17 protein-coding genes and 2 pseudogenes are annotated in these 19,696 nt (G+C 55.6%); 6 read left to right on the plus strand and 13 right to left on the minus strand.

Annotated features, from left to right (window positions below; translation table 11 throughout):
• Nucleotides 1-84: 84 nt before the first annotated feature.
• A complete protein-coding gene (locus LEPIL_RS01035) occupies nt 85-522 on the minus strand; it encodes an NfeD family protein (RefSeq protein WP_002769086.1) in 438 nt (145 codons plus the stop codon).
• A 503-nt stretch (nt 523-1,025) separates the two neighbouring features.
• Nucleotides 1,026-1,985: pseudogene (gene ftsZ / locus LEPIL_RS01040) on the minus strand (cell division protein FtsZ); the annotation flags it as partial.
• A gap of 261 nt (nt 1,986-2,246) precedes the next feature.
• On the opposite strand from ftsZ, the gene LEPIL_RS01045 reads away from it, so the two are divergent.
• Nucleotides 2,247-3,254 carry an IS5-like element ISLil2 family transposase gene (locus tag LEPIL_RS01045; protein WP_002769088.1) on the plus strand — a complete coding sequence of 336 codons (1,008 nt, stop codon included), beginning with the start codon at nt 2,247-2,249 and terminating at the stop codon, nt 3,252-3,254.
• 178 nt (nt 3,255-3,432) lie between these two features.
• On the opposite strand, the gene ftsA is transcribed toward LEPIL_RS01045, so the two are convergent.
• From ftsA to LEPIL_RS01060, 3 genes are read right to left on the minus strand one after another with little or no spacing between them, the layout of a single operon-like run.
• Nucleotides 3,433-4,656: a cell division protein FtsA gene (gene ftsA, locus LEPIL_RS01050; protein WP_002769089.1), complete on the minus strand. Its 1,224-nt coding sequence runs from the start codon at nt 4,654-4,656 to the stop codon at nt 3,433-3,435.
• A gap of 28 nt (nt 4,657-4,684) precedes the next feature.
• Nucleotides 4,685-5,227 carry a hypothetical protein gene (locus tag LEPIL_RS01055; RefSeq protein WP_002769090.1) on the minus strand — a complete coding sequence of 181 codons (543 nt, stop codon included), beginning with the start codon at nt 5,225-5,227 and terminating at the stop codon, nt 4,685-4,687.
• Nucleotides 5,228-5,278: 51 nt separating this feature from the next.
• Nucleotides 5,279-6,718: a UDP-N-acetylmuramate--L-alanine ligase gene (locus LEPIL_RS01060; protein ID WP_002769091.1), complete on the minus strand. Its 1,440-nt coding sequence runs from the start codon at nt 6,716-6,718 to the stop codon at nt 5,279-5,281.
• Between the two features lie 255 nt (nt 6,719-6,973).
• Between LEPIL_RS01060 and LEPIL_RS01070 the strand changes: the two genes are divergently transcribed.
• Nucleotides 6,974-7,684, plus strand: coding sequence for an OmpA family protein (locus LEPIL_RS01070; RefSeq protein WP_040919264.1), 711 nt, complete (start codon nt 6,974-6,976; stop codon nt 7,682-7,684).
• Nucleotides 7,685-7,967: 283 nt separating this feature from the next.
• Nucleotides 7,968-10,250, plus strand: coding sequence for a tetratricopeptide repeat protein (locus LEPIL_RS01075; RefSeq protein ID WP_002769093.1), 2,283 nt, complete (start codon nt 7,968-7,970; stop codon nt 10,248-10,250).
• On the opposite strand, the gene LEPIL_RS01080 is transcribed toward LEPIL_RS01075, so the two are convergent.
• The 4 genes from LEPIL_RS01080 to LEPIL_RS01095 are packed head-to-tail and all read right to left on the minus strand — an operon-like array spanning nt 10,229 to nt 13,309.
• Nucleotides 10,229-10,675 (minus strand): hypothetical protein, encoded by a 447-nt coding sequence (locus tag LEPIL_RS01080; protein WP_002769095.1) that lies wholly within the window; start codon nt 10,673-10,675, stop codon nt 10,229-10,231. The two genes, LEPIL_RS01075 and LEPIL_RS01080, sit on opposite strands and share 22 nt — an antisense overlap.
• A gap of 22 nt (nt 10,676-10,697) precedes the next feature.
• A complete protein-coding gene (locus tag LEPIL_RS01085) occupies nt 10,698-11,120 on the minus strand; it encodes an acyl-CoA thioesterase (protein WP_002769097.1) in 423 nt (140 codons plus the stop codon).
• Between the two features lie 2 nt (nt 11,121-11,122).
• On the minus strand, nt 11,123-12,451 hold the full coding sequence (locus LEPIL_RS01090) for an SGNH/GDSL hydrolase family protein (protein ID WP_002769098.1): 1,329 nt from the start codon (nt 12,449-12,451) through the stop codon (nt 11,123-11,125).
• 39 nt (nt 12,452-12,490) lie between these two features.
• Nucleotides 12,491-13,309, minus strand: a complete 819-nt coding sequence (locus LEPIL_RS01095) for a hypothetical protein (protein ID WP_002769100.1) — start codon at nt 13,307-13,309, stop codon at nt 12,491-12,493.
• A gap of 81 nt (nt 13,310-13,390) precedes the next feature.
• Between LEPIL_RS01095 and LEPIL_RS23750 the strand changes: the two genes are divergently transcribed.
• Both LEPIL_RS23750 and LEPIL_RS01110 read left to right on the plus strand, forming a co-directional pair.
• Entirely contained in the window at nt 13,391-14,968 is a 1,578-nt protein-coding gene (locus tag LEPIL_RS23750) for a TPM domain-containing protein (protein ID WP_002769102.1), read from the plus strand.
• Nucleotides 14,969-15,003: 35 nt separating this feature from the next.
• Complete coding sequence (locus LEPIL_RS01110; protein ID WP_040918072.1) at nt 15,004-15,837, plus strand: SDR family oxidoreductase; 834 nt, start codon at nt 15,004-15,006, stop codon at nt 15,835-15,837.
• 10 nt (nt 15,838-15,847) lie between these two features.
• On the opposite strand, the gene LEPIL_RS21420 is transcribed toward LEPIL_RS01110, so the two are convergent.
• The 3 genes from LEPIL_RS21420 to LEPIL_RS01125 are packed head-to-tail and all read right to left on the minus strand — an operon-like array spanning nt 15,848 to nt 18,320.
• Nucleotides 15,848-16,474, minus strand: coding sequence for a rod-binding protein (locus LEPIL_RS21420; protein ID WP_002769106.1), 627 nt, complete (start codon nt 16,472-16,474; stop codon nt 15,848-15,850).
• Complete coding sequence (locus LEPIL_RS01120; protein ID WP_002769108.1) at nt 16,471-17,625, minus strand: flagellar basal body P-ring protein FlgI; 1,155 nt, start codon at nt 17,623-17,625, stop codon at nt 16,471-16,473. The genes LEPIL_RS21420 and LEPIL_RS01120 overlap by 4 nt, the downstream gene beginning before the upstream one ends.
• On the minus strand, nt 17,622-18,320 hold the full coding sequence (locus tag LEPIL_RS01125; RefSeq protein ID WP_002769110.1) for a flagellar basal body L-ring protein FlgH: 699 nt from the start codon (nt 18,318-18,320) through the stop codon (nt 17,622-17,624). Before LEPIL_RS01125 ends, LEPIL_RS01120 begins: the two co-directional genes overlap by 4 nt.
• Nucleotides 18,321-18,437: 117 nt before the next feature.
• On the opposite strand from LEPIL_RS01125, the gene LEPIL_RS01130 reads away from it, so the two are divergent.
• Nucleotides 18,438-18,884: a DUF1564 family protein gene (locus tag LEPIL_RS01130; RefSeq protein ID WP_002769112.1), complete on the plus strand. Its 447-nt coding sequence runs from the start codon at nt 18,438-18,440 to the stop codon at nt 18,882-18,884.
• On the opposite strand, the pseudogene LEPIL_RS22760 reads toward LEPIL_RS01130, so the two are convergent.
• A pseudogene (locus LEPIL_RS22760) lies at nt 18,867-19,640 on the minus strand (IS5 family transposase). The gene LEPIL_RS01130 and the pseudogene LEPIL_RS22760 overlap by 18 nt on opposite strands.
• Nucleotides 19,641-19,696: the final 56 nt, after the last annotated feature.

Raw genomic sequence — 19,696 nt, forward strand, 5'->3', positions numbered from 1 at the left:
GCCTCACGCCTTAACTCAATTTTCTGACGAAAATTTCGCGGCGCAAAGTCATCCTGACTTTGAAGAGCCGGTTCCAGAACCGGCTCAAATCGGCTCTACGTAAACCGTCAGGTTTTCGCGGCGCACCACCCTGATCTGCACGCCTTCGGCGATGGTCTCGCCCGTATGCGAGAGTGCCTTCCACGTCGTTCCCTGCACACGCACACGGCCCGATTCGTTTTTCCCGTCGACGACGCCGAGCGTGACGCCCGTTTCATCGACCATGTCGTCGGCCGTTTCTTCTTTCTTTTCGAGAGCAGGAAAGATCTTCGCGGTCTGTCGACGCAGGGCGAGCACGAATACAAGCGACGAAACGACCCAGACGAGCAGCTGCGATGTAAGCGATGTGGTGATGCCGAGAAAGGTTAGCCCGGCGACGACGATCGCTCCCAGTCCAAAAAAAATGATGATGAGCCCTGGAATGAAAACCTCCAGGACCATCATCACAAGGCCGGTCAGAAGCCAGTAAAGCGCCGAAATCACGTTTAACGACTCCGACGGCGCAGGTAGGCAGGAGTCTCAAGGTCATCATAGTCCGGTTCGATATACGTTCGACCCGGACGCAACGGTATAACGGGGGTTTCGCGTTCCTCGTATGCGGCACGTTCGTAGGCGGGACGATCATAAGACGGCTTTTCGTATGCCGATCGCTCAGACGATGCTCTTTCATACGCCGGACGTTCATACGTCGCCGTGCGCTCGGTGCGATCCGAGCGTTCGTAAACGGGGGCCCTTTCGCGCAGCGGACGTTCATAGGCCGGTGTGCGCTCTTCCTGATACGCCACACGGGACGGATAACTTTCGCGTGCCGGACGTTCTTCGGTTTCGGATTCCTCTTCAACAAAATCCATGCGGATGCGTTCGGTACGCGGCACGATACGGGCGGCGGGCTCTTCGGTTCTTCCGGGCAGAGGAAGCGCAAATCCGGGATCGGCCGATCGCGGAATAAAGGGCGATTCTGCCTGACGGGGCGCTTCGCGCTTCGGCGCCTTCTTCTGAAAGCCTGTGGCAATGACGGTGACGCGGATGCGTTCTTTCAGTTTCGGATCGATGGTCAGTCCGATGATGATGTTCGCGTTCTGATCGACGGTTTCGGTGACGAGCTCCGAGACGTCCTTCCAGTCGACGATGCTCATGTCTTCGCCGCCGCAGACGTTAATCAGGACGCCGGTGGCGCCTTCTATGCTCAGCTCGTCGAGAAGCACGTTATTGATGGCCTGGTTAACGGCATCCATGACGCGGTTCTCGCCGTATCCTTCGCCCGCTCCCATGAGCGCCTCGCCCGACTGATTCATGACCGATTTCACGTCGGCGAAGTCGACGTTGACGAGTCCGGCGGTGTTGATGAGATCCGATATACCGCGAACGGCGTTTAACAGGATGTCGTCGATTAAACGGAAGGCGACGTTAACAGGCGTGGCCTTGTCGATGATGCGAAAGATATGATCGTTCTTGATCGTGATGAGCGTGTCTACATGCTGTCGGATCGCTTCGAGGCCCATGCGGGCGTTGCGATTGCGCGAAGCTCCTTCGACGACGAAGGGCATGGTGACGACGCCCACAGTGAGAATGCCCATGCCTTTTGCGACCTCGGCGACGATCGGAGCGGCTCCGGTGCCCGTTCCGCCTCCCATTCCGGCCGTGATGAAGACCATGTCGGCGCCGTTCAACGCCTGCGAGATGCGGTCTCTGTCTTCGCGAGCGGCCTTGAGGCCGATGTCGGGATTGCCGCCGGCGCCCATGCCGCGAGTCGTCTTCTGTCCGATGACGATCTTCGTTTCAGCCTGTGAAAGGCGGATCACCTGCTCATCCGTATTGATAACTATAAATTCTACGCCTGTCAGCCCCGCATCGATCATCCGGTTAACGGCATTCATGCCGCCGCCTCCCACTCCGACGACCTTGATCGACGTGGGCGATGTGCGCTCTTCTTCAAACTGTATCATTCTGTCGCTCCTGTTTCTGACGGGGGTCTCTATATATTTATTTTTCTGGAAGCCACCGGCCTCTATCCCGTTCATTCCCCGATGCGGAGCCCGTTGCAGTCTTTCTAATCCTTCGATTTATGGGTACAACAATTTTTCCCCTATCGGCCTTTTTTTTTGAAAAAAATCCTTCCGCGACATAAACAGGCGTTTGGTAGAATGCGAAGGCTTTGTTGTACTGAAAATGCTTGTACCCTGCAATGAGTCGTATAAACTGAACGCATGGCCCGGAAAAAAGCTGAAACACAGACCGAAGCAAAAGAGAAAACACGTTATCGTGTAAAGAACTGGCGGGAATATAACCAGGCCCTCGTGAACCGGGGAAGCCTGACCGTATGGATCTCAGATGATATCAGCACGACCTGGGCAGCGGAATACCGTCATAGAGGACGCGGCCATCAGCCTGTTTATTCGGACCAGGCAATTGAGTTCATGCTGACTCTCCGGGGCCTGTTCAAATTCCCTCTTCGCCAGACCACCGGTTTTGTAAGGTCGCTATTCACGATGCTAAAGCTGGATCTGCAAGTGCCCGATTATTCACAGGTTTGCAGAAGACAGGCGGGGATCAAGATGAAGCCGATCAATGCCTCAAAGGCTATGAAAAAAGGCGTGGATCTGGTTATGGATTCGACGGGGCTGAAAGTCTATGGCGACGGTGAATGGATGACCAGAAAGCATGGTCCCTCAAAACGTCGTACGTGGCGAAAACTGCATATCGGAATCGACGTTAATTCCGGCGAGATAGTTTATGCCGAGTTAACAAGCAATAATGAGGATAGCGGCGACAGCAAAGAAGCGGTAAAGGCGATGCGAGATTTGATTTCGTCAGGCGTGAAAATAAAGTCGTTCAGGGGCGACGGAGCCTATGATACTCATGCTGTTTACAATACCGCCCGCATCAACGGAATCAATGTGATCGTTCCACCCCGCGAACATGCAGTGACGCTCGATGAAAAGTATTCAAATGCGGAAAGGTTCAAGATATCCTGGCAGAGGGATGATACTATCAGGGCTGTGAGAGAGAAGACCCGAGCAGCATGGAAGAAGGAAAGCGACTATCATAAGCGATCACTCGTAGAAATGACTTTCTTTCGTTACAAAACAGTATTCGGAGAAAGGATGGCCGCTCGTAATTTCCCAAACCAGCAAGCCGAAGTTCTCTTGAGAAGCCGGTTGTTGAACAAGCTCAATCAGCTCGGCAAGCCCGTTTCTGTTCCGATAAAAACCTGAAGACTCAATGTTAAAACGACTGAGCATGGAAGTTCGCACTCTACTGACCGTTTCAATACAACAAAGCCGAATGCGAAAATAAAAATATTATGTCGCGCCCGGGATAGTGGCCGACAGAAACTCCCGTCCATGTCGCGCCCGGAGTACTGGCCGACAGATACTCCCTCTCTCGCTCCGCTCAGAAGTTATCGGCCAGCCAGGTCTTCAGACGTCCGAAAATACTTTCGCCGCGCGGACCGGCGCTGACGCCATGCGAGCTGCCCCCGCCCTGCTTCATCGAGAACATGAGCATGCCGACGCCCGTTGAGAATTCCGGACCGGCGACGCGCTCGTATAACCCGCCCGTTTCGCGCGGCCAGGCGACGGTGACGGGAAGGCCGAAGATGTCACGGGCCAGCTCGGCGACGCCGGCAAGGCGTGATCCGCCGCCGGTGAGCACGATGCCGCCACCCAGCATGTTCTTTTTCACGGCGCGGCCGATCTGCTGATCGACAAGCTCGAAGATCTCGGCCATGCGCGGCTCGATAATGGCAGCAAGGTCGCGCTGAAGCGCCCATGCCGGCGGACGTCCGTAAACCGAGGGGATCTCGACCTTCTCGGTGGGGTCCACGTCTCGCTCACGGGCCTGGCCATGACTGCGTTTCAGCTGTTCGGCGGCCTCCGCTGAGATGCGAAGACCGAGCGAGAGGTCGTTTGTTACGTGTGCTCCGCCAAGAGGCACAACGGCCGTATGATAGAGGCCGCCTTCGACGAAGACGGCGATGTCGCAGACGCCTCCGCCTATGTCGACAACGGCGACGCCCATCTCTTTCTCGCCGGGCTTGAGCACGGCCTCGGCCGAGGCGATGCCCGATAGGATAACATGCTCGGCATGCACGCCTGCTCCGCTGATGACGCGCTGCAATCCGGTCAGATGGGTGCGTGGAGCGGTAACGAGATGCACATCCACCTCAAGGCGCACGCCCGACATACCGACGGGATCGGGGATGCTCTCCTGATCGTCGACGGTGAATTCACGGGCAAGGACGTGCAGAAGCTCATGGTCCGAGGGAATGCGACGGTTACGCGCATTCTCGACGACGCGAAAGACGTCGGCTTCGGTGACGATGCGATCTCTGTTCGTGACGGCGACGACGCCGGTGGAGTTTTCTCCCTGTATGGAGCGGCCCGAGATGTTGACGATGGCCGACTGCACGTTCAGGCCGCTCATCTGCTCGGCCTCGGCGACGGCGCGGTTCAGGGCGCGGATCGTATGCTCGCTGTTCAGGATAGAGCCGGCGCGCACGCCATCGGAGGGGATGACGCCGACGCCGACGATATCAAGGTGCTGGCCGTCATGCTGGCCGATTAAAACCCTGGTGAAGCTGGAACCTATATCAATAGAACAGATCGTATCTCTCATATGTAAGAACTCTCGGGCCGCCTCTTTATTATCGGGCCTGAATCAATAATGCATCTTCATCTTTCAGGTCTACAAAGCCCCGATTCCATCCTTTTGCCTCAGCTGCCTGAAGCAGAGGCAGAAGCGTATGCGGCCAGGTGCGTACCCCGGCCTCAAGCTCGATGCGCAGACGGCCTTCGCTGGCGAAGAAAACGGCGTCTCCGTTCCGGCGCAGCTCGATCTCAGAAAGGCGGTCGGGCAACTGCGGATGCAGGGCGACGGCCTCCTTCCATCGGTTCAGGAAAGGCCGGAACTCCGGACGGTCCAGCAATTCTCCTTCGCCGTAGCGAAGAAGCGGACCGGGACGGCACTGCACATCCTTATAGGGAACAAGCGTCAGGCTCTGATCAAGCACCATCCAGCCGTCCGTTGTCGCGACGATGCCCAGACAGGCTCCTCGCTGCGTGAAAGTGCCCGTAAACGAGCTCAGCACGATGATGAGCCCTCCCGTAAAGGCAAGCAGGCCGCCGATAAGCAGAAAGATCTTCGCAGGCGGATTTGCTTTGCCTTCCTCTGTGGGCTCGGATTGCACGGCTCTTCTTGTCTCCTTTGAACTGTATGACAAGATAAAAAAGAAAGGCCTTCAAAAAACCGACTTCGGGCTTCCGCGACGGGCGACGTATTCTCGCCCCATCGACGATACGGAGCCCGCTCCAAGAAAGAGCACGGCGGCCGGATTCTGCTCGAAGACCATATCAAAGCGCACCGGGTCGATGATCTCGGCCTGCATGCGATCGGCGATGCTTCGCGAAGACACGCCTTCGATGGGCGTCTCGCCCGCCGAATAAAGCGGCAGCAGATAGACGTGCTCGGCGGCTGCCAGCACGTCTGCGAACTCGGCGGCAAGCTCCTGCGTGCGCGTATAACGATGCGGCTGAAAAACGACGCTGAGCGGACGGGCTCCGCGGCGCTGCAGGGCGTCGATGACGGCGCGAATCTCAGTCGGATGATGGCCGTAGTCGTCGTACACGGGAATGCCGCGTACCGTGCCGATGCGCTCAAGACGCCGCTCCACTCCGGGAAAGGCGTTCAATATCTCGATCAGTTCAAGCAGCGTCTTCGGGTTCTCGGGATCGAAGCGTCGCTGCAATGCCGGCTCTTTTGCAATGGCCGCATGGATCAGGGCGATGACGCCGAGGCCGTTCATGGCGAAGTGGCGTCCAGGCAGCGACAGATGAATGACGGCGTTTTCAAGTTCCCGCGCGTACTGCGCCTTGCCGTCAAGAAGCAGACTTACGACAAGCGCATCGTCGTCGAGAAACCGCCCGGCATAATAACGTCCCGTAAAGAAGAGATCCGTATTGTGGAGTTCTGTTACCTCTGCCTCAGGCGGGCCGAAGGCAGCCATTGGTCTCAGGCCTTTGCAGATGCTTACAAGATGCGCATCGCCGGCGAAGATCACCGTATCTGAGGCGGCGGCAAAGTCGCGAAAGGCCTCGCTCAGTCTGTCGAAGCTTCCGTAATGATTGAGATGATCGCGGTCGACGTTGAGGATCAGCCGGTAGCCATCCTCGGTTTTCAGGAACGATGCGTCGGATTCGTCGGTCTCGTAGACGGCGACGTTAGCCGAACCGTTGCGACATCCCTCTTCGAGATAAAGCGGATGTCCGCCGGCGATGATGGTCGGATCAAGACCCGCCTGAAGCAGGATCCATCCGGCCATGGAGGTGCTGCTTGTTTTGCCGTGTGTGCCGGCAAGGGCGAAGCGCACCGGCGACGGACGCACAAGCATGTTTAACAGATCCATACGATGCAGAATACGTATGCCTGCCTTCTCGGCGGATAGGCGTTCGGGATGCTCGGGTCGAATCGCCGAACTGTATACATAATAGTCGGCCGTGGCGGCCTTTTCGGGCTCGGGTTGTGTACCGCCGATTACGCCGAGCTTTGTTAAAGAAGACGATTGCTGTTCCCAGTTATGATCGGTGCCGACGACACGGTAGCCCTGCTGTGCGGCGATGGTGGCCAGCGGTTTCATGCCCGATCCGCAGATTCCGCTGAGAAAGATCGTCTTCGTCTGCATCTGTGAGGTCACGATTCGGCGGCAACGTCCTCTGTAAAGCGAGAGAGGTGCGAACTCTTACAGGCCCCGATAACTGGAAAAAAGGATTGCTTGCCGTCCCTCTCTTGAATAACATACGGGCACGTAAAAAAATCGATCCTCCGACGGCAGATGCCGTCAGAATGCAGGATCGGTTTCAGGCGTGCGGATGATGCCATCCGACTCATCTGTAAAGAAGAATCTTCAGATGACCTCTCAATAGAAGGAGATTGAATGATGAAACGTACAATTACGGGAGCGACCCTCCTGATCTTCAGCGCAGGCGCGTTTTCAAGCTGCGACACAATGCAGAAATACAAGAAAACGATCATCGCCACAGGCGTGGGTTGCGCCATCGGCCTCGGTGCCGGCGCCATCTATGACGAAGCACAGCGCAAGAAAGACTCGAAGGATCGTCGTAACGACGTATTCGCCATCTTCAAAAAGAAGAAATCGCAGAACCAGGGTAAGATCGTCGGTCTCGGCGTCGGCTGTCTGGCCGGTCTTGGCGTCGGTCTCTATCTCGACCTGATGTATGACGATATGTCGAATCAGTTCGGCGGCCGCGGCATCCAGCTTGAAAAAGTAAAGGATGAAAACGGCGAAACCGAAGAGCTGCTTGTGAAGATGGACGGCGACATCAACTTCGCAGTCAATCAGGCGACTCTTGCAGGCACGGCGAAAAGCAACGTAGCCAATCTGAAAGAGGCTCTCGCCGGCTATCCTGAAACAGGCGTTCGTATCTGGGGCCATACAGATAAGTCGGGTCAGCGCGCCTACAACGAAGCGCTGAGCCTCAACCGTGCGCGCACCGTGCAGGGCGAGCTTGCGCTTCCCTCGAATCGCGTGATCGAAACGAAGGGATACGCATGGGACAAGCCTCTTGACGGAACGGGAGCCAGCCCGACGAACCGTCGCGTTGAGGTGCGTATCGTTCCGGCCAACTGATCGACGATCTTGATATCCGTTCTCAAACACGTCGCCGCGTAAGCGATGCACGGATGAGAGCGGTCAGCACAACGGAAAAGGGGCTATATGGCCCCTTTTCTTTTTTTAGGCCAGCACAGATGCGCGAAAGTATGGAATGAGTGGAAATTTGTCTGGAAATTCTCTTGCGCCGGCGAACCGCACTCGGTGCTCTTCGGTCCTCTTTCGAGTGTGACAGAAATTCTCAAACGGAAGTCGAAGAAAATACTGGATCACGTAGCCCGTATCTGCGTCTTATAGCTCGATGCGTACATGGTTCTCTGGCATTCTTCTATTCCTCACTGCGGTATCAGGCTCCGCTCTTTTCGCGGCTCCGGAATTACGTCGCTTCACCGTTACGGCTCGAGTGCAATGCCTTGATACGCCTGAAGAACTGCGCCGCGGAATCGAGGCGTTGATTCACGACGATCTCTATGCGCTGAGCGCCGTTGATGTCGTTGAAGGCCGGGATCTTGAAGAGCTACAGCGCTCGCTTTACACAGGCAGCATCGAAGAAACGTTGAAGGCCGGCGGCGTGGATTATCTGATCGATGTGCGTTGCCGTCCCGGAAAGTCGGGCCTTGTATTTCAAGCATCGCTCAAGCAACTACAGACCGGCGCTTCTGTCTCGATGGAAGAGCAGACGCTGCCGCAACGACAGGCCGGACAGATTCCCTTCATCGTTATACGCGGGCTCTTTCTTCGCGCCTCAGAGAAGGGCCTGATCCCCTCCTCCGTCGTCGCCGCATCAGAACAGAGCCGGCTGTCGTCGGCCGTACGTCCGCAATTCGATACGCTTCTTGCGTATGGCCGGGCCCGTCAGTTCGAGCATGTCGATCCGGTGCGCTCCACATCTTATCTGCGAGAGGCGATGGTCATCGATCCCGACTTTCATCAGGCCTATGCTCGACTTTTCTTTTCTTATTACGCGAATCATACGATCAGCAGGCCGGCCGAGATGGATCTGCAGAGCCAGCGTCGCGTACGCACGGACGGCCTTGCCGGCATCTGGCTGGCGCGGGCCTTTTATGATCTGGGCGTGCGCGCACATACGATGGGCAATATTCCTAACGCCGCCGCCTATCAGCGCATCACGAATGGCCTGCTTTCAGGCGCCGGACGCAGCCGCTCCCTGCTTGCCGCCCTAAACCTGCATCGCACAGGACAGATACAGCTTCTAATGATACAGCCCTATCAAGCCCACTACTCGTTTCAGACGGCGAGAGAGATGCTTGAATCGGGCGAGCAGCAGAATACCTTCTTTTATGCGGCTAACCTTCTTCCGTTAAGCGCCGCCTATGCGGCCGACGGCAAGCCCGATCTCGGGCTGCGCCTTCTCGAACGAGCACAGCGATCGGATCGCCCCACCCTTTTCACCGCTCTTGTTCAGGCGAATACGGCCTTGATTCATGCAAAGGCCGGCGATACCGCCTCGGCGCTTGAGAAATTCCGGAATGCGCGCAAGATCCTCGACGACGAAGGGTTCGCATCTTCGACGCTTTATATGAGCATCCTGGTTCAAGAGGCGAATCTGCTTCGCTCTACGGGCGAGACGCGGACGGCCGAATCGATCTACTCTGAAATATTGCTGCGCTCCCGCATTCTCGGTATGGACGCCTCGCGGGCGCAGGCCGACGCCTTCTCGGGGTTAGGCATGACGCGCATGGCCCGCGGAGAATCGCAGACGGCCCGACATTATCTACAGAATGCCAGCTTCATGCAGCTGCGACTGGGGCCGAGGCCTGCCTTCGATAGCTTCACGACATCGCAGCTTCCCGAACGCACGCCGGCCGGTTTCACGACCGAAGAGCGCAATCGCGTCGCCTCGTACACGGGAGCGTTCCAGTACAGCCGCCATGCGCGACACGTGCAGGCCCGTACGTATGCCGGACGACTCGACGACACAAACGTCATCCTGCGAGATCTTTTTGATCGCACGATGACGGGCGATACCGCTCTCAATCACCTTCGACAGGAGTGGCTGAACGGCAGGTCTCAGGATGAGGTGCATTTCATCGATATCGGTCCCGCCATCGCAAACAGGCAATCGCCGGGTGTGACGGCCGTTTCTCTTGCGCGAGACTTTCCCGAAATGAAAGTCATCGCCCTTGATCTTCCCGAGCAGGTGCAGATCTTTGAACGCGATGTAAGTCCGGTTCTGCGGCGGCGTGTTCTTGACTTTCCGAACTTTCATATACTTGCCGGTAACGGCGTGCATCCGCTCCGCAAGCAGATCCTCGGAAGCAACTGGGTCGAGCGATCGAAGAAGCGCCGCACCCTCGCTACGGGCGACGCCATAGCTATACGAGCGGCGAACTCTATAGATATCTACGAAACCTGGCCCGTCATCGAACGACATCTGATCGACATCGGCGCCGACTTCGAGGCGAATCCCGTTCTTTATCTGTTTAACCGATCGATTCTTTTCAAGCCGGCCGGTTCGAGGCAGTTCCGCATCGCCGGTATGATCTCACGAGCGGGCTTCGACCACATGTATGAGACGTTTAACAGAGCGGGCGAGCCAGCTTATACGTTGATGCCTCGGTGATGCATTACGTGGCGAACAAAGAGAAACAGCAAATAACCATAAACACTGCAACAAACGATCGCCCCGGTCAATTCCGCAATAGCCTTGCTTTCCTCGGGAAAGAAGGCCTTGAGCGCCGGCATAAGCAACTTGAATCCAGCGGAGTACAGGCCAACGTAAAATCCGCTCAGCAGTAAGAGTGGAATCACTGGAATAAGAGACCGCCATCCATGCAAAAACAGGAGAATCAAGGCAAGAACACATGCTGTAGCGAAGGCAAATAGCACAAGAGCAAAGAACCACATCATGGCGAAACCGGCCATTGGATTCAACGATAGATCCATCTCGCCGTCAGCGGGACTCATGATAATCGAAAGCATTCGTAGATGGAAATCCATCACAGGAAGCATTCCTATTCCGATTGTGAGGTAGATGGCAGTCTTCATTCCGTTCTTTCATTGAGGATTTTCATTCAAAAATCCTCAAAAAGGCTTCGGGAATAGCTACCGGCTCACGGGACTCATAGTCAAAAAAGACGATGCCAGTCTTCGCGCGCACGACCTCGCGGTCATCATCGACTCGGGATACTCTGTAAACAAGATCGCATCCTTTTGTCGAAAAATCACGGGCCGTTATCTCATAGCGCAGCATATCGCCGTGAAAGGCCTCGGCTAAATACATGATGCCGATGTCGGCCATGATAATTCCTTTGCCCTCTATGTTGAGCTCATGCCAGCCGTATTCCTTGAAGAAAAGGGCCCGTGCCTCATGCAGTAGAGTGACGATGGCGTCATGCGCAAGGTGATTTCCAAAATTGATGTCGCCGATGCGAACAGGGAATTCCGTTTCGAAATGCCAGCGTTCGGGTAACTCGATACGAATGCGTGCCATACTTATCTTCCTGTTTTCCGGGCGCAGCCCGCTTCTGGATTTTTTTCAAGATACTTCTTTAAGCCCATCCAAAGGGCGTAGTGGATGCGACGGCCCAGATAGGCGCCGCCTTCCTGACGCAGATGCACGAGATCCCACTGCGCCCAGCCCTTCTTATAGTACTGAGCGATGACGGCCTCGCCGCCCATGGCGCTCTGCAGATCCCAGTAAGCGGTTTTGTTGGCGATGGCGATGTCGCGCTTCTCTTTCTGCACCTGCTTCATACGCCAGTGCGTTTTCGTATCGGTAACATGATCGATGAATCCCGGCGGACTCATAAGCAGAATGGATCGGCCGGGTAACGCCTCCCGGTGACGCTCGATCAGATCCTTCATCCACATCGGATGCCCACCCGGATTCCACATATTCGATCCTGTTAACCACATCACCAGATCGTAGTTACGACGACGCAGCGTTTCAACGACGACGGCCCGGTCCTGCTTCACCTGCATGAAGCAGTTCAGAGCGCCGACGCCCAGCGAGTCGACGACAAAGCCCGGACGTGCGCGCTCAAGGGTCACTCCGAACAGGCGCACCGGCTTCGGTCCCGACACAAATTCAATACGATGAGCGGCGTCGGGTAACGTAAAGCGAAATACGGCGGGCTCGGGAACCGGCGCATACGAATCGATGGTATGGATCAGCTCTCTGTCTGCGCGAATCTCAAACGTGCCGTAGCCGGGCTCCTTCATATAATAAAGGTCGAAGACCTGCGCCGTCAGCCCGACCGGAGACCCCTCGGGAGCCGTCGCCACATAGGTAACGGCGCCGGGCCGAATGCTGTGCGCCGAGATCCCGGCAAAGCCGTACCGTATATCGGGTGCCCGATTGGTCGATACGGTGTAAGAGATCCAGCCTGAATCGACGTCGTGCTGTACGTCCATATGCTTGTACCACGACCAGGGGCGACCGAGGGCCACATAACCATGACCGGCATCGCCATAGCCCAGCTGTAACGATCGTCGCAGCTCGCCTGAGATAAAGTCCATCGTCATATTGGAATCGCCGTAGAAGGCGATCCGTATCGGCTCTTTGCGACGTCCTCGCAGCAGGGCGGCAGCCTCTTCGTAGAAGTGCGTCATATCGTTAGCCTTATCTTCGATCTCGGGGATCGGAGTATCCCACTCCGCTTCGATGAGTTCGGGCATCTTAACGTCGAGAACGGAGCATCCCTGAAAGGCCGTCGCCGAAGCGCAGGAGGCCGAGAGCAGCACGGCCGGTACGCTGCATGCGAGGATCAGGGTGAGACGGCGAAGGGAAGCGGACGATAGAAAGGACGATAGAGCAAGCACGACGCAGAATTTGCCGGCTTGCTCAGAAGGCAATGAGAATCAGATAAAGACGACATCGGAGCGCAGTTTCTTGAAACGATAGCGCTCCCACTCGTTCAGCGAGCGATGCTCGGCGATGCGTTTCAAGTGAGGCATCTTTACAAGGGCAAGCAGGCCAAGCGGCTCGGTCAGCGCATAGCAGTGAAGCTCTTCCATATTCGAAAGAGCGGCCAGAGGCGTGAGGTCGCGGATCTGCGTTCCGCTGATATCGACAAAGCGGATCTGTGATTGTTGCTCCGACGGCAGACTATCGACGACCGCTTGAAGGCAGAGGCTTTGCGGATCGCTGACATGCAGAATCTCTGCCGTCGAATCAACGGCCGATCGGTTCTTCCTGTACTGTTCGCATGACAGATCGAACCAGGTCAGAATCCGCGCAGCTGCCTCCCCTTCAGGCGTAGCGTATCCGCGAAAGGGACGCAGGTCGTCGAGCAGGCGACGACGAAGATCCATATCTGTAACGCAGTAGATTTGATGAAAGAGAGTCTCGGCCTTCTGCAACCTGCCCTCGCGCAGATACGCCAGACCGAGCAACGAAAGCAAGAGCGGATCTTCGCGGAGTGAGCGCGGCTGCTCTTCTTCAAGACGAGCGATCACTCGTTCGGGCGAACGCATTCTGTTCCAGTAGATTTCGCGACAGAGCAGCGTCAGGGCCGCTCGGTTTCCCATTCGGATGCCCTGCTGGCAGGCGGCCTCGGCAGAGGTCAGGTCTTGTTGATTCAGGAAGAAACGCGCCAGCTCAATCCAGGAATTCGTCCTGTTTTTTTCGACAGACGTTGATCCGTTCGGAATCTCGCGTATCGCATCCACCGTGAGCATAGGTCTCTTCGAGATAAACACTGCGGCGGCTTTTTTTTCCGTTTTTTCTTTACATATCTGTCATAAAAAGAAGATGGAAGGGTGAAGCAGAACATACGAATCCCTCTCCTCTCTCTCTTTTTCATACTGCTCTTTCAGTTTTCGGGTCCTACGCTCTTCGCTCAAGAAAGCTATACCGTGAAGACGGTACCGAACCCGAAAACCGCCGATAATACCTGGGTCAGCGATCCGGCGAACAAGCTCAGCGGTGAGGATCGTCAGCGCATCAACGCTCTCATCAACAGCGTCGAAGACGGCACGACGGCAGAAATCGCCGTCGTGATTCTGCCGTCGATCGGCGAGCAGGTTCCAAAAGAGTTTGCCGTCGAGCTTTTCAACACATGGGGGATCGGCAAAAAAGGAAAGGATAACGGCCTTCTGCTGCTTATCGTGCTCGATCAACGTCGCTGGGAGTTTGAAACGGGCTATGGTCTTGAAGGCGATCTGCCCGATGCTACACTGAAACGCATCGGCGAAAACAAGCTTGTACCTGGCCTTCGCGCAAACCGCATGGGGGATGGCATTTATGACGCTCTCGTAGCCGTTGCCGACAAGCTCGGCGCCGCGCAGCTAACGGGTGAAGATACGCCGACGCAGCATACGACGCCCGGCGGAGTCGGCGGCGACGTCTCGGATGGAGGCTCGGCCGATTCCTATGAGGACTCTTACGCAGAGTCCGATGTTGATAACAGTCCATTTTACAGGACGTACGAATACAGACACAACATTATGGGACTGGATACAGGCGAGCAGATGATGATGACCGTGCTCGCGGGCTTTTACGCCGTCCTGGTCGGAGTGGTCACCGTCCTGGTCTTTCGCTCGGCGCGCAAGAAGGACGCTAAAGCATCGGGATGGAAGTACGCTCGCTACGCTGCCTACTGGCTCATTCCTGGCATTCTCTTCCTGTCGTTTGTTTACTTTGAAAAGCCCGACTGGCTCGCTTATGTTTATTATCCGATCGGAGCGCTCTGGGCAGGCATTCAGCGCATATTCAAGAACCGCAACCTGCTTGCAGGCGGTGGCGAACCATACGAGATTTACAAGCGCTTTCGGGCCGACCACGGCGGACTTTTTTATACGAGCATCGTTCTCTTTCCGTTTCCGATGGCTCTGCTGGCCCTCTTCTTCGGCTATAAGCTGAAGGCGCTTCGCAACGAACCACGGCCCTGCCCGCATTGTTCCTCTGAGCTGACGCGTCTCGACGAAAAAGGCGACGACCTTTTTCTTGATGAAGGTCAGCGTAAAGAGGAACAACTCGGTTCGGTCGACTATGACGTTTGGCATTGCTCGAAATGTGATCATGTAAAGGTATTTCCCTACGATGCCTTCTTAACGAGCTACAACGCCTGTCCATCCTGTTCGTATAAGACGTATCATACCGTAGGGGATCGCACTCTCGTCTCGCCAACCTGTTCCAGTTCCGGTAAAGGAGAGCGGGACTATAAATGCGAACACTGCGGTCACAGCCGCACCGAGAGTTATACGATTCCAAAACGAGATTGCAGCAAATCATCGTCTTCATCGGGTGGTAGCTCCTACCGTTCATCGGGTGGCGGCGGCGGAGGCAGCTTCGGCGGTGGTCGCTCGGGCGGCGGTGGAGCGGGTGGCGGTTGGTAAGGCCGCAATGTAGCAGGAAGCCACGAGAGAGTAGCATGAAAACGATTCAAGGAAAGCGAATCCTTATCACCGGAGCGGCGATGGGAATGGGAAGGCTTTACGCGCAGTTAGCCGCCCGCGAAGGAGCCGCTGCGATTGCCCTGTGGGATGTAAACGAGACGGAGCTCAAGAAAACTACCGAAGAATTGCAAAAGTTAGTTCCGGCCGAATGTCGCCTGCTCCCGGCCATTGTCGACGTTTCGAGCGCTGCGCGAATCGACGAGGCAGCCGGCGACGTGAAACGCACGATCAGCTCCGTCGACATCATCATCAATAACGCCGGCATCGTCTGCGGAAAATACTTCTGGGAACACGACGCACGCAAAGACATCGAACGCACAATGGACATCAATACGATGGCTCCGATGCTCATCACAAAGGCCTTCTTATCAGAGATGATCGCCTCGCGCGACGAATGCCGCATCGTTAACATCGCCTCGGCCGCCGGGCTGCTTTCCAATCCGCGCATGAGCGTCTATGCCGCCTCGAAATGGGCTCTGATCGGCTGGTCGGATTCGCTGCGACTTGAACTGCAACAGGCCGGCTACCGCCATGTTCGGGTAACGACCGTTTGCCCGAGCTACATCAGCACGGGTATGTTCGACGGAGTGAAGGCGCCTTTTCTCACACCTATACTCAAACCCGAGACGGTCGTCCGTCGCACATGGGCGGCCATGAAAAAAGGCAGGCCACAGCTGCTCATGCCGTTTATGGTGAAGATGTCGGTCGTTCTGAAAGGCCTGCTTCCGCTGCCTCTCTGGGACTGGTTTGCCGGGCGTCTTTTCGGAGTGTACTCATCGATGGCGCATTTTCACGGTCACGATCAATGACGGCCTTCTGTTAACGCTTCCACTCGCGCTGGATCTGATCGGTCGATACGGTAGGCGGCACTCGCTTCAGGTTGTTCTCGTAAGAGTCGGCCGCTTCCTGTTCCTGGATCATCGGCGCCATCTGCAAATAGATCTGCTCTGCAAGCGGAAATCCGCCGTGTTTCGAGAAGCTTTTCGCTCTCTCGTCATACAGCATATCTTCAAAGATCTCCTGCGTTTTCCCGCCATGAAGCATATCGTTTTCGGGTTTGAGCGTGCTGCGCATACCCTTCAGCATCATGTTGATAAACAGAGATTGGAATTCGACGGCGGTATCATAGAGACGCTTGCGCTCCCCTGTTAAAGTCGACGGATCGGGCATCTTCTCAAGCTTGAATGCCGAGGACGGCATCCGCCCTTCGTCGATGCCCGGAAAGAACTTGCGCACCTCATCGGTAAAGAGCGGTTTGGCGCCCGGCGAAACTCTCTCGGTATCGCTCGATTTTTCCTGGGGCGACTTCTCGGGCGACAGCCTTTCGCGGGGCGATTCTTTCAGATCGGGCTTTGATGTCGATCGCTGCAGGCGTCGCGACATCTCGTCCAGACGATGCTCTGAATAACTTTTTACGGGCATCTGAATTCTATCGATTTCGCTCACAGGATTACGACCTCCGCATGAAGGGCTCCGCTATCGCGAAGCGCTTCCAGTATCGAGATAATATCACGCACGCCGGCGCCGAGTTTATTGAGAGCGCCGACAAGCTCAGCCACCGACGAGGCCTCAATCTGCTGCACCGTTTCGTCTTTCTGCTGTCCGCCTGGAGAGCGCACATAGATGCCCTGATAGGCCTCCTGACGCTGCAAGCGGAACCGACCGTTACCCGAAGGCGGACGGCTGACGGCGACCGGGTCGATACGCACGTCTCCTCCGAAAACGATCGTTCCCGTTCTCTGATTGATAACGACGCGCGCCTTGTAGGACGGTTGCACGCGCAGATTCTCGATGCGCGAAAGCAATCCGATGGGTTCGACGTTTTCAGGCAGCGTTACAAGGACGGAGCCGCCTTCGATCTTCGCCTCCATTCCTTTCAACGTCTCTTCCTGCGTCAGCGGCAGAATGGCCTGATGCACGCGACTGAGCGTCGTAAAGTCAAAATCACGCAGCTGCACGCGAAGACGACGGTCGGCCAGCGTCGTTTCGCGCAGATCTTTCTCGATGAGAGCGCCGCCGGGAACGACGGCAACGTTTTTCGGCGAATCGTTCGAACGCCCTTCTCTGGCCGCCGATAGCAACGGACCCTGCGCAACGGCATAGAGTTCGCCGTTACCTGCCTGTAAAGGGGTTTGTACAAGCACTCCGCCATCAAGAGACTTTGCATCGCCGATCGACGATACGACGACCGTGATGCGATCGCCTTTTTTCGCGAAAGGCGGAATCTCTGCCGTTACAAGGACGGCAGCGACGTTTTTCAGTTCGAGGTTAGACGAGGCATCCTGTCCGAGGTTGGCAAGCAGGTTCTGCATCGAACGCAGGGCGAGTTTCGATCGCTGATCGCCCGTTCCCTGAAGGCCGATGACGATGCCATATCCGAGCAGCTGATTCGAACGCACGCCGTCGATGCGTGCCAGATCCTTGATACGAATGCCTTTCTCTTCAGAGGGGGCCTCGGCCGTCTTATCGTCGACGGCCCGCCTTCCCGTCGGATTCGGTTGCACGGGTCCTGTTTGCGCCGAAAGCGACAGAGCGCTGAGTAGAAGCAGGCTTAAGACGGTTGAGCATTTGAATAAGTAGCGGATCGAGTATCTCATGGCTGCACCGTTCCCGTTTCGCCTAACAGACGATTGAGATAATCAAGAAGAAGACGCTGCTTCTCGGCGTCGGTCATGTCGGCCTTGATAACGGGTGGATCGCCGGGATTTACTCCGGGCTCCTGCTTCAGCGGCAGATTTTCGCGCTGCTCGTTCGGCCGGCCGACGATAACGACCTGCAAATCGGCGACGTTACGACTGAGCACGGTGCGATCGCGACCGATATCGCGCAGCGAAACGAAGCCTGTCGACTGCATCTGCTGTTCGAGGCGGCCCTGTTCATAGCCGAGGCGCCGTGTGCCCTGAAACTGGACGACACCGTTCTCGATGGCCGTTACGCGAACGCCGATATGCATGCGCAACCTGACGCGAGAACGGATTTTCGAACGGTTCTTATCGACGTACGAACGATCGTCATCGGCTCCGGGAAGAAACGAGAATACCTGACGATCGGGAGCGAGCTTGACGGTGCGATGATCGTCGCGGTCGGCTTCATAATCGTATTCGATGATGACGGGCTCATCGACGACAAGCTTGATGACGTCGCCGATGCGAATCTCTTCGACCTGCACGTAGGGATTGGCGCCGTTGTACAGATCCTCAGCGAAGAGCGAACGGGCGACGACGCCGATCAGCCCGAAGCCGAGCGTAATCAGGAAAAACCGAGCCACGGGAGAGAAAAATGCATCGCTCATCCCTTTTATTGTCGGACTTTTTTGCAAAAGCGAAAGTAACTACTCAGGCTCTGACATTTTTTCCGGCTCGCAGAAAAAATTTTCGTTAATTTGCGCGGCTTTGGACCTTCAGCTTTCATGAACGAACAGACTCTGACTGATGGAGAGCCATATTACCGCTCCCGCTCCACCTTGCTGGTGCCGGAATCTTACTTTAAGCGATTCTTCTGGCGAAGTCCTTACATCAAAATAGGCCACTGGGCCGTGGCATCGTATCTGGGGATACTCATGGATGATCCGCTGCTACATTACAAGATCAGCTTTCTTGAGAGGAGCTACAAGTGGAAAAAGCAGTATCAGGAGGAAGGCCAGCGGCTCGTGCGCGTGAATTTTTATCCGGATGATCGGGACTGGGGGCGTCTGTCTGCGATTTCCAATGCCACCGGTTTCTCCCGGTGCTATATTTTCGTCTACCTGTTGCTGATCGCTCTGGGGGTGATATCCCTCGACAATGGAGGAACTCAACCATCACGGGTGAAGGGGCACTGGAATCCAGTACAAGCCATCTCAAAAATGTCTGAGTAGGATAACGATACAGCCTAACCTGACAAATGAAAGATAATTTTCCCAATATCTTTCGAATCGATTGAGTATTCTACGAAAGTTCTGGAGCCAGGCAAAGAGTCTTTCGACCTTCCATCTGCGTTTGTATCGACGCAATTCCCGTCCATCCTGTGTACTCTCCTTTTTCCGGCCCCGTCTATGTGGGGCTATCATCTTGATTCTTCTCTTTCGAAGTTGTTTATCCAATTTATCGGAATCATAAGCTCGATCACCGATAATCCTTCGAGGAGCTTTTTCTTGTGAACTTATGATCAATAGTCTTCTCTACGAGAGTGACTTCATGTGGCGAAGCGCTTTCAATCCAGCAGGCGATAGGAAGACCGGAAGCGTCTGCCATTGCCATGATCTTGGTCCCTTTGCCACGCTTTGTTTTCCCGATTTTGAGCCCCCTTTTTTAGCCGAAACGAAAGTTCCGTCTATAAAGCTTTCTTCAATGTCAATTCCACCACGTTCTTCAAGGTCTCTCGCCAGAGCCAGGAGAATCTTTTCAATTGTGCCGTTACGAGTCCACTCCTGAAAGCGACGATGACAACTCTGATAGGAAGGATACCTATCCGGTAGATCCTGCCAGCGGGCTCCAGTTTTCAAAATCCACAAGATTCCATTTAGAATACTTCGCGGATCAATTCTCTCCCGCCCCCTCCCGTCTTCTCGTGGCTTTGGTTCTTTGATAAGAGGCTTTATGATCTTCCATTGGGCATCTGTGATATCCATGATAGAGCTCCTATAGGAGCTATCGTTGTACGAACCCCTCGGCAGTACAAGCAAAAAGT

The organism is Leptonema illini DSM 21528, from assembly GCF_000243335.1.
Classification (GTDB): domain Bacteria; phylum Spirochaetota; class Leptospiria; order Leptospirales; family Leptonemataceae; genus Leptonema; species Leptonema illini.

What these genes read in the sequence shown, in the direction of transcription:
- LEPIL_RS01125 (WP_002769110.1), bottom strand. Translation starts at nt 18,320, where the DNA reads ATGAGCGATGCATTTTTCTCTCCCGTGGCTCGGTTTTTCCTGATTACG.
- LEPIL_RS01130 (WP_002769112.1), top strand. Translation starts at nt 18,438, where the DNA reads ATGAACGAACAGACTCTGACTGATGGAGAGCCATATTACCGCTCCCGC.
- LEPIL_RS01085 (WP_002769097.1), bottom strand. Translation starts at nt 11,120, where the DNA reads ATGGCACGCATTCGTATCGAGTTACCCGAACGCTGGCATTTCGAAACG.
- LEPIL_RS01075 (WP_002769093.1), top strand. Translation starts at nt 7,968, where the DNA reads ATGCGTACATGGTTCTCTGGCATTCTTCTATTCCTCACTGCGGTATCA.
- LEPIL_RS01070 (WP_040919264.1), top strand. Translation starts at nt 6,974, where the DNA reads ATGAAACGTACAATTACGGGAGCGACCCTCCTGATCTTCAGCGCAGGC.
- LEPIL_RS01080 (WP_002769095.1), bottom strand. Translation starts at nt 10,675, where the DNA reads ATGAAGACTGCCATCTACCTCACAATCGGAATAGGAATGCTTCCTGTG.
- LEPIL_RS01095 (WP_002769100.1), bottom strand. Translation starts at nt 13,309, where the DNA reads ATGCTCACGGTGGATGCGATACGCGAGATTCCGAACGGATCAACGTCT.
- LEPIL_RS01110 (WP_040918072.1), top strand. Translation starts at nt 15,004, where the DNA reads ATGAAAACGATTCAAGGAAAGCGAATCCTTATCACCGGAGCGGCGATG.
- LEPIL_RS01060 (WP_002769091.1), bottom strand. Translation starts at nt 6,718, where the DNA reads ATGCAGACGAAGACGATCTTTCTCAGCGGAATCTGCGGATCGGGCATG.
- ftsA (WP_002769089.1), bottom strand. Translation starts at nt 4,656, where the DNA reads ATGAGAGATACGATCTGTTCTATTGATATAGGTTCCAGCTTCACCAGG.
- LEPIL_RS01120 (WP_002769108.1), bottom strand. Translation starts at nt 17,625, where the DNA reads ATGAGATACTCGATCCGCTACTTATTCAAATGCTCAACCGTCTTAAGC.
- LEPIL_RS01045 (WP_002769088.1), top strand. Translation starts at nt 2,247, where the DNA reads ATGGCCCGGAAAAAAGCTGAAACACAGACCGAAGCAAAAGAGAAAACA.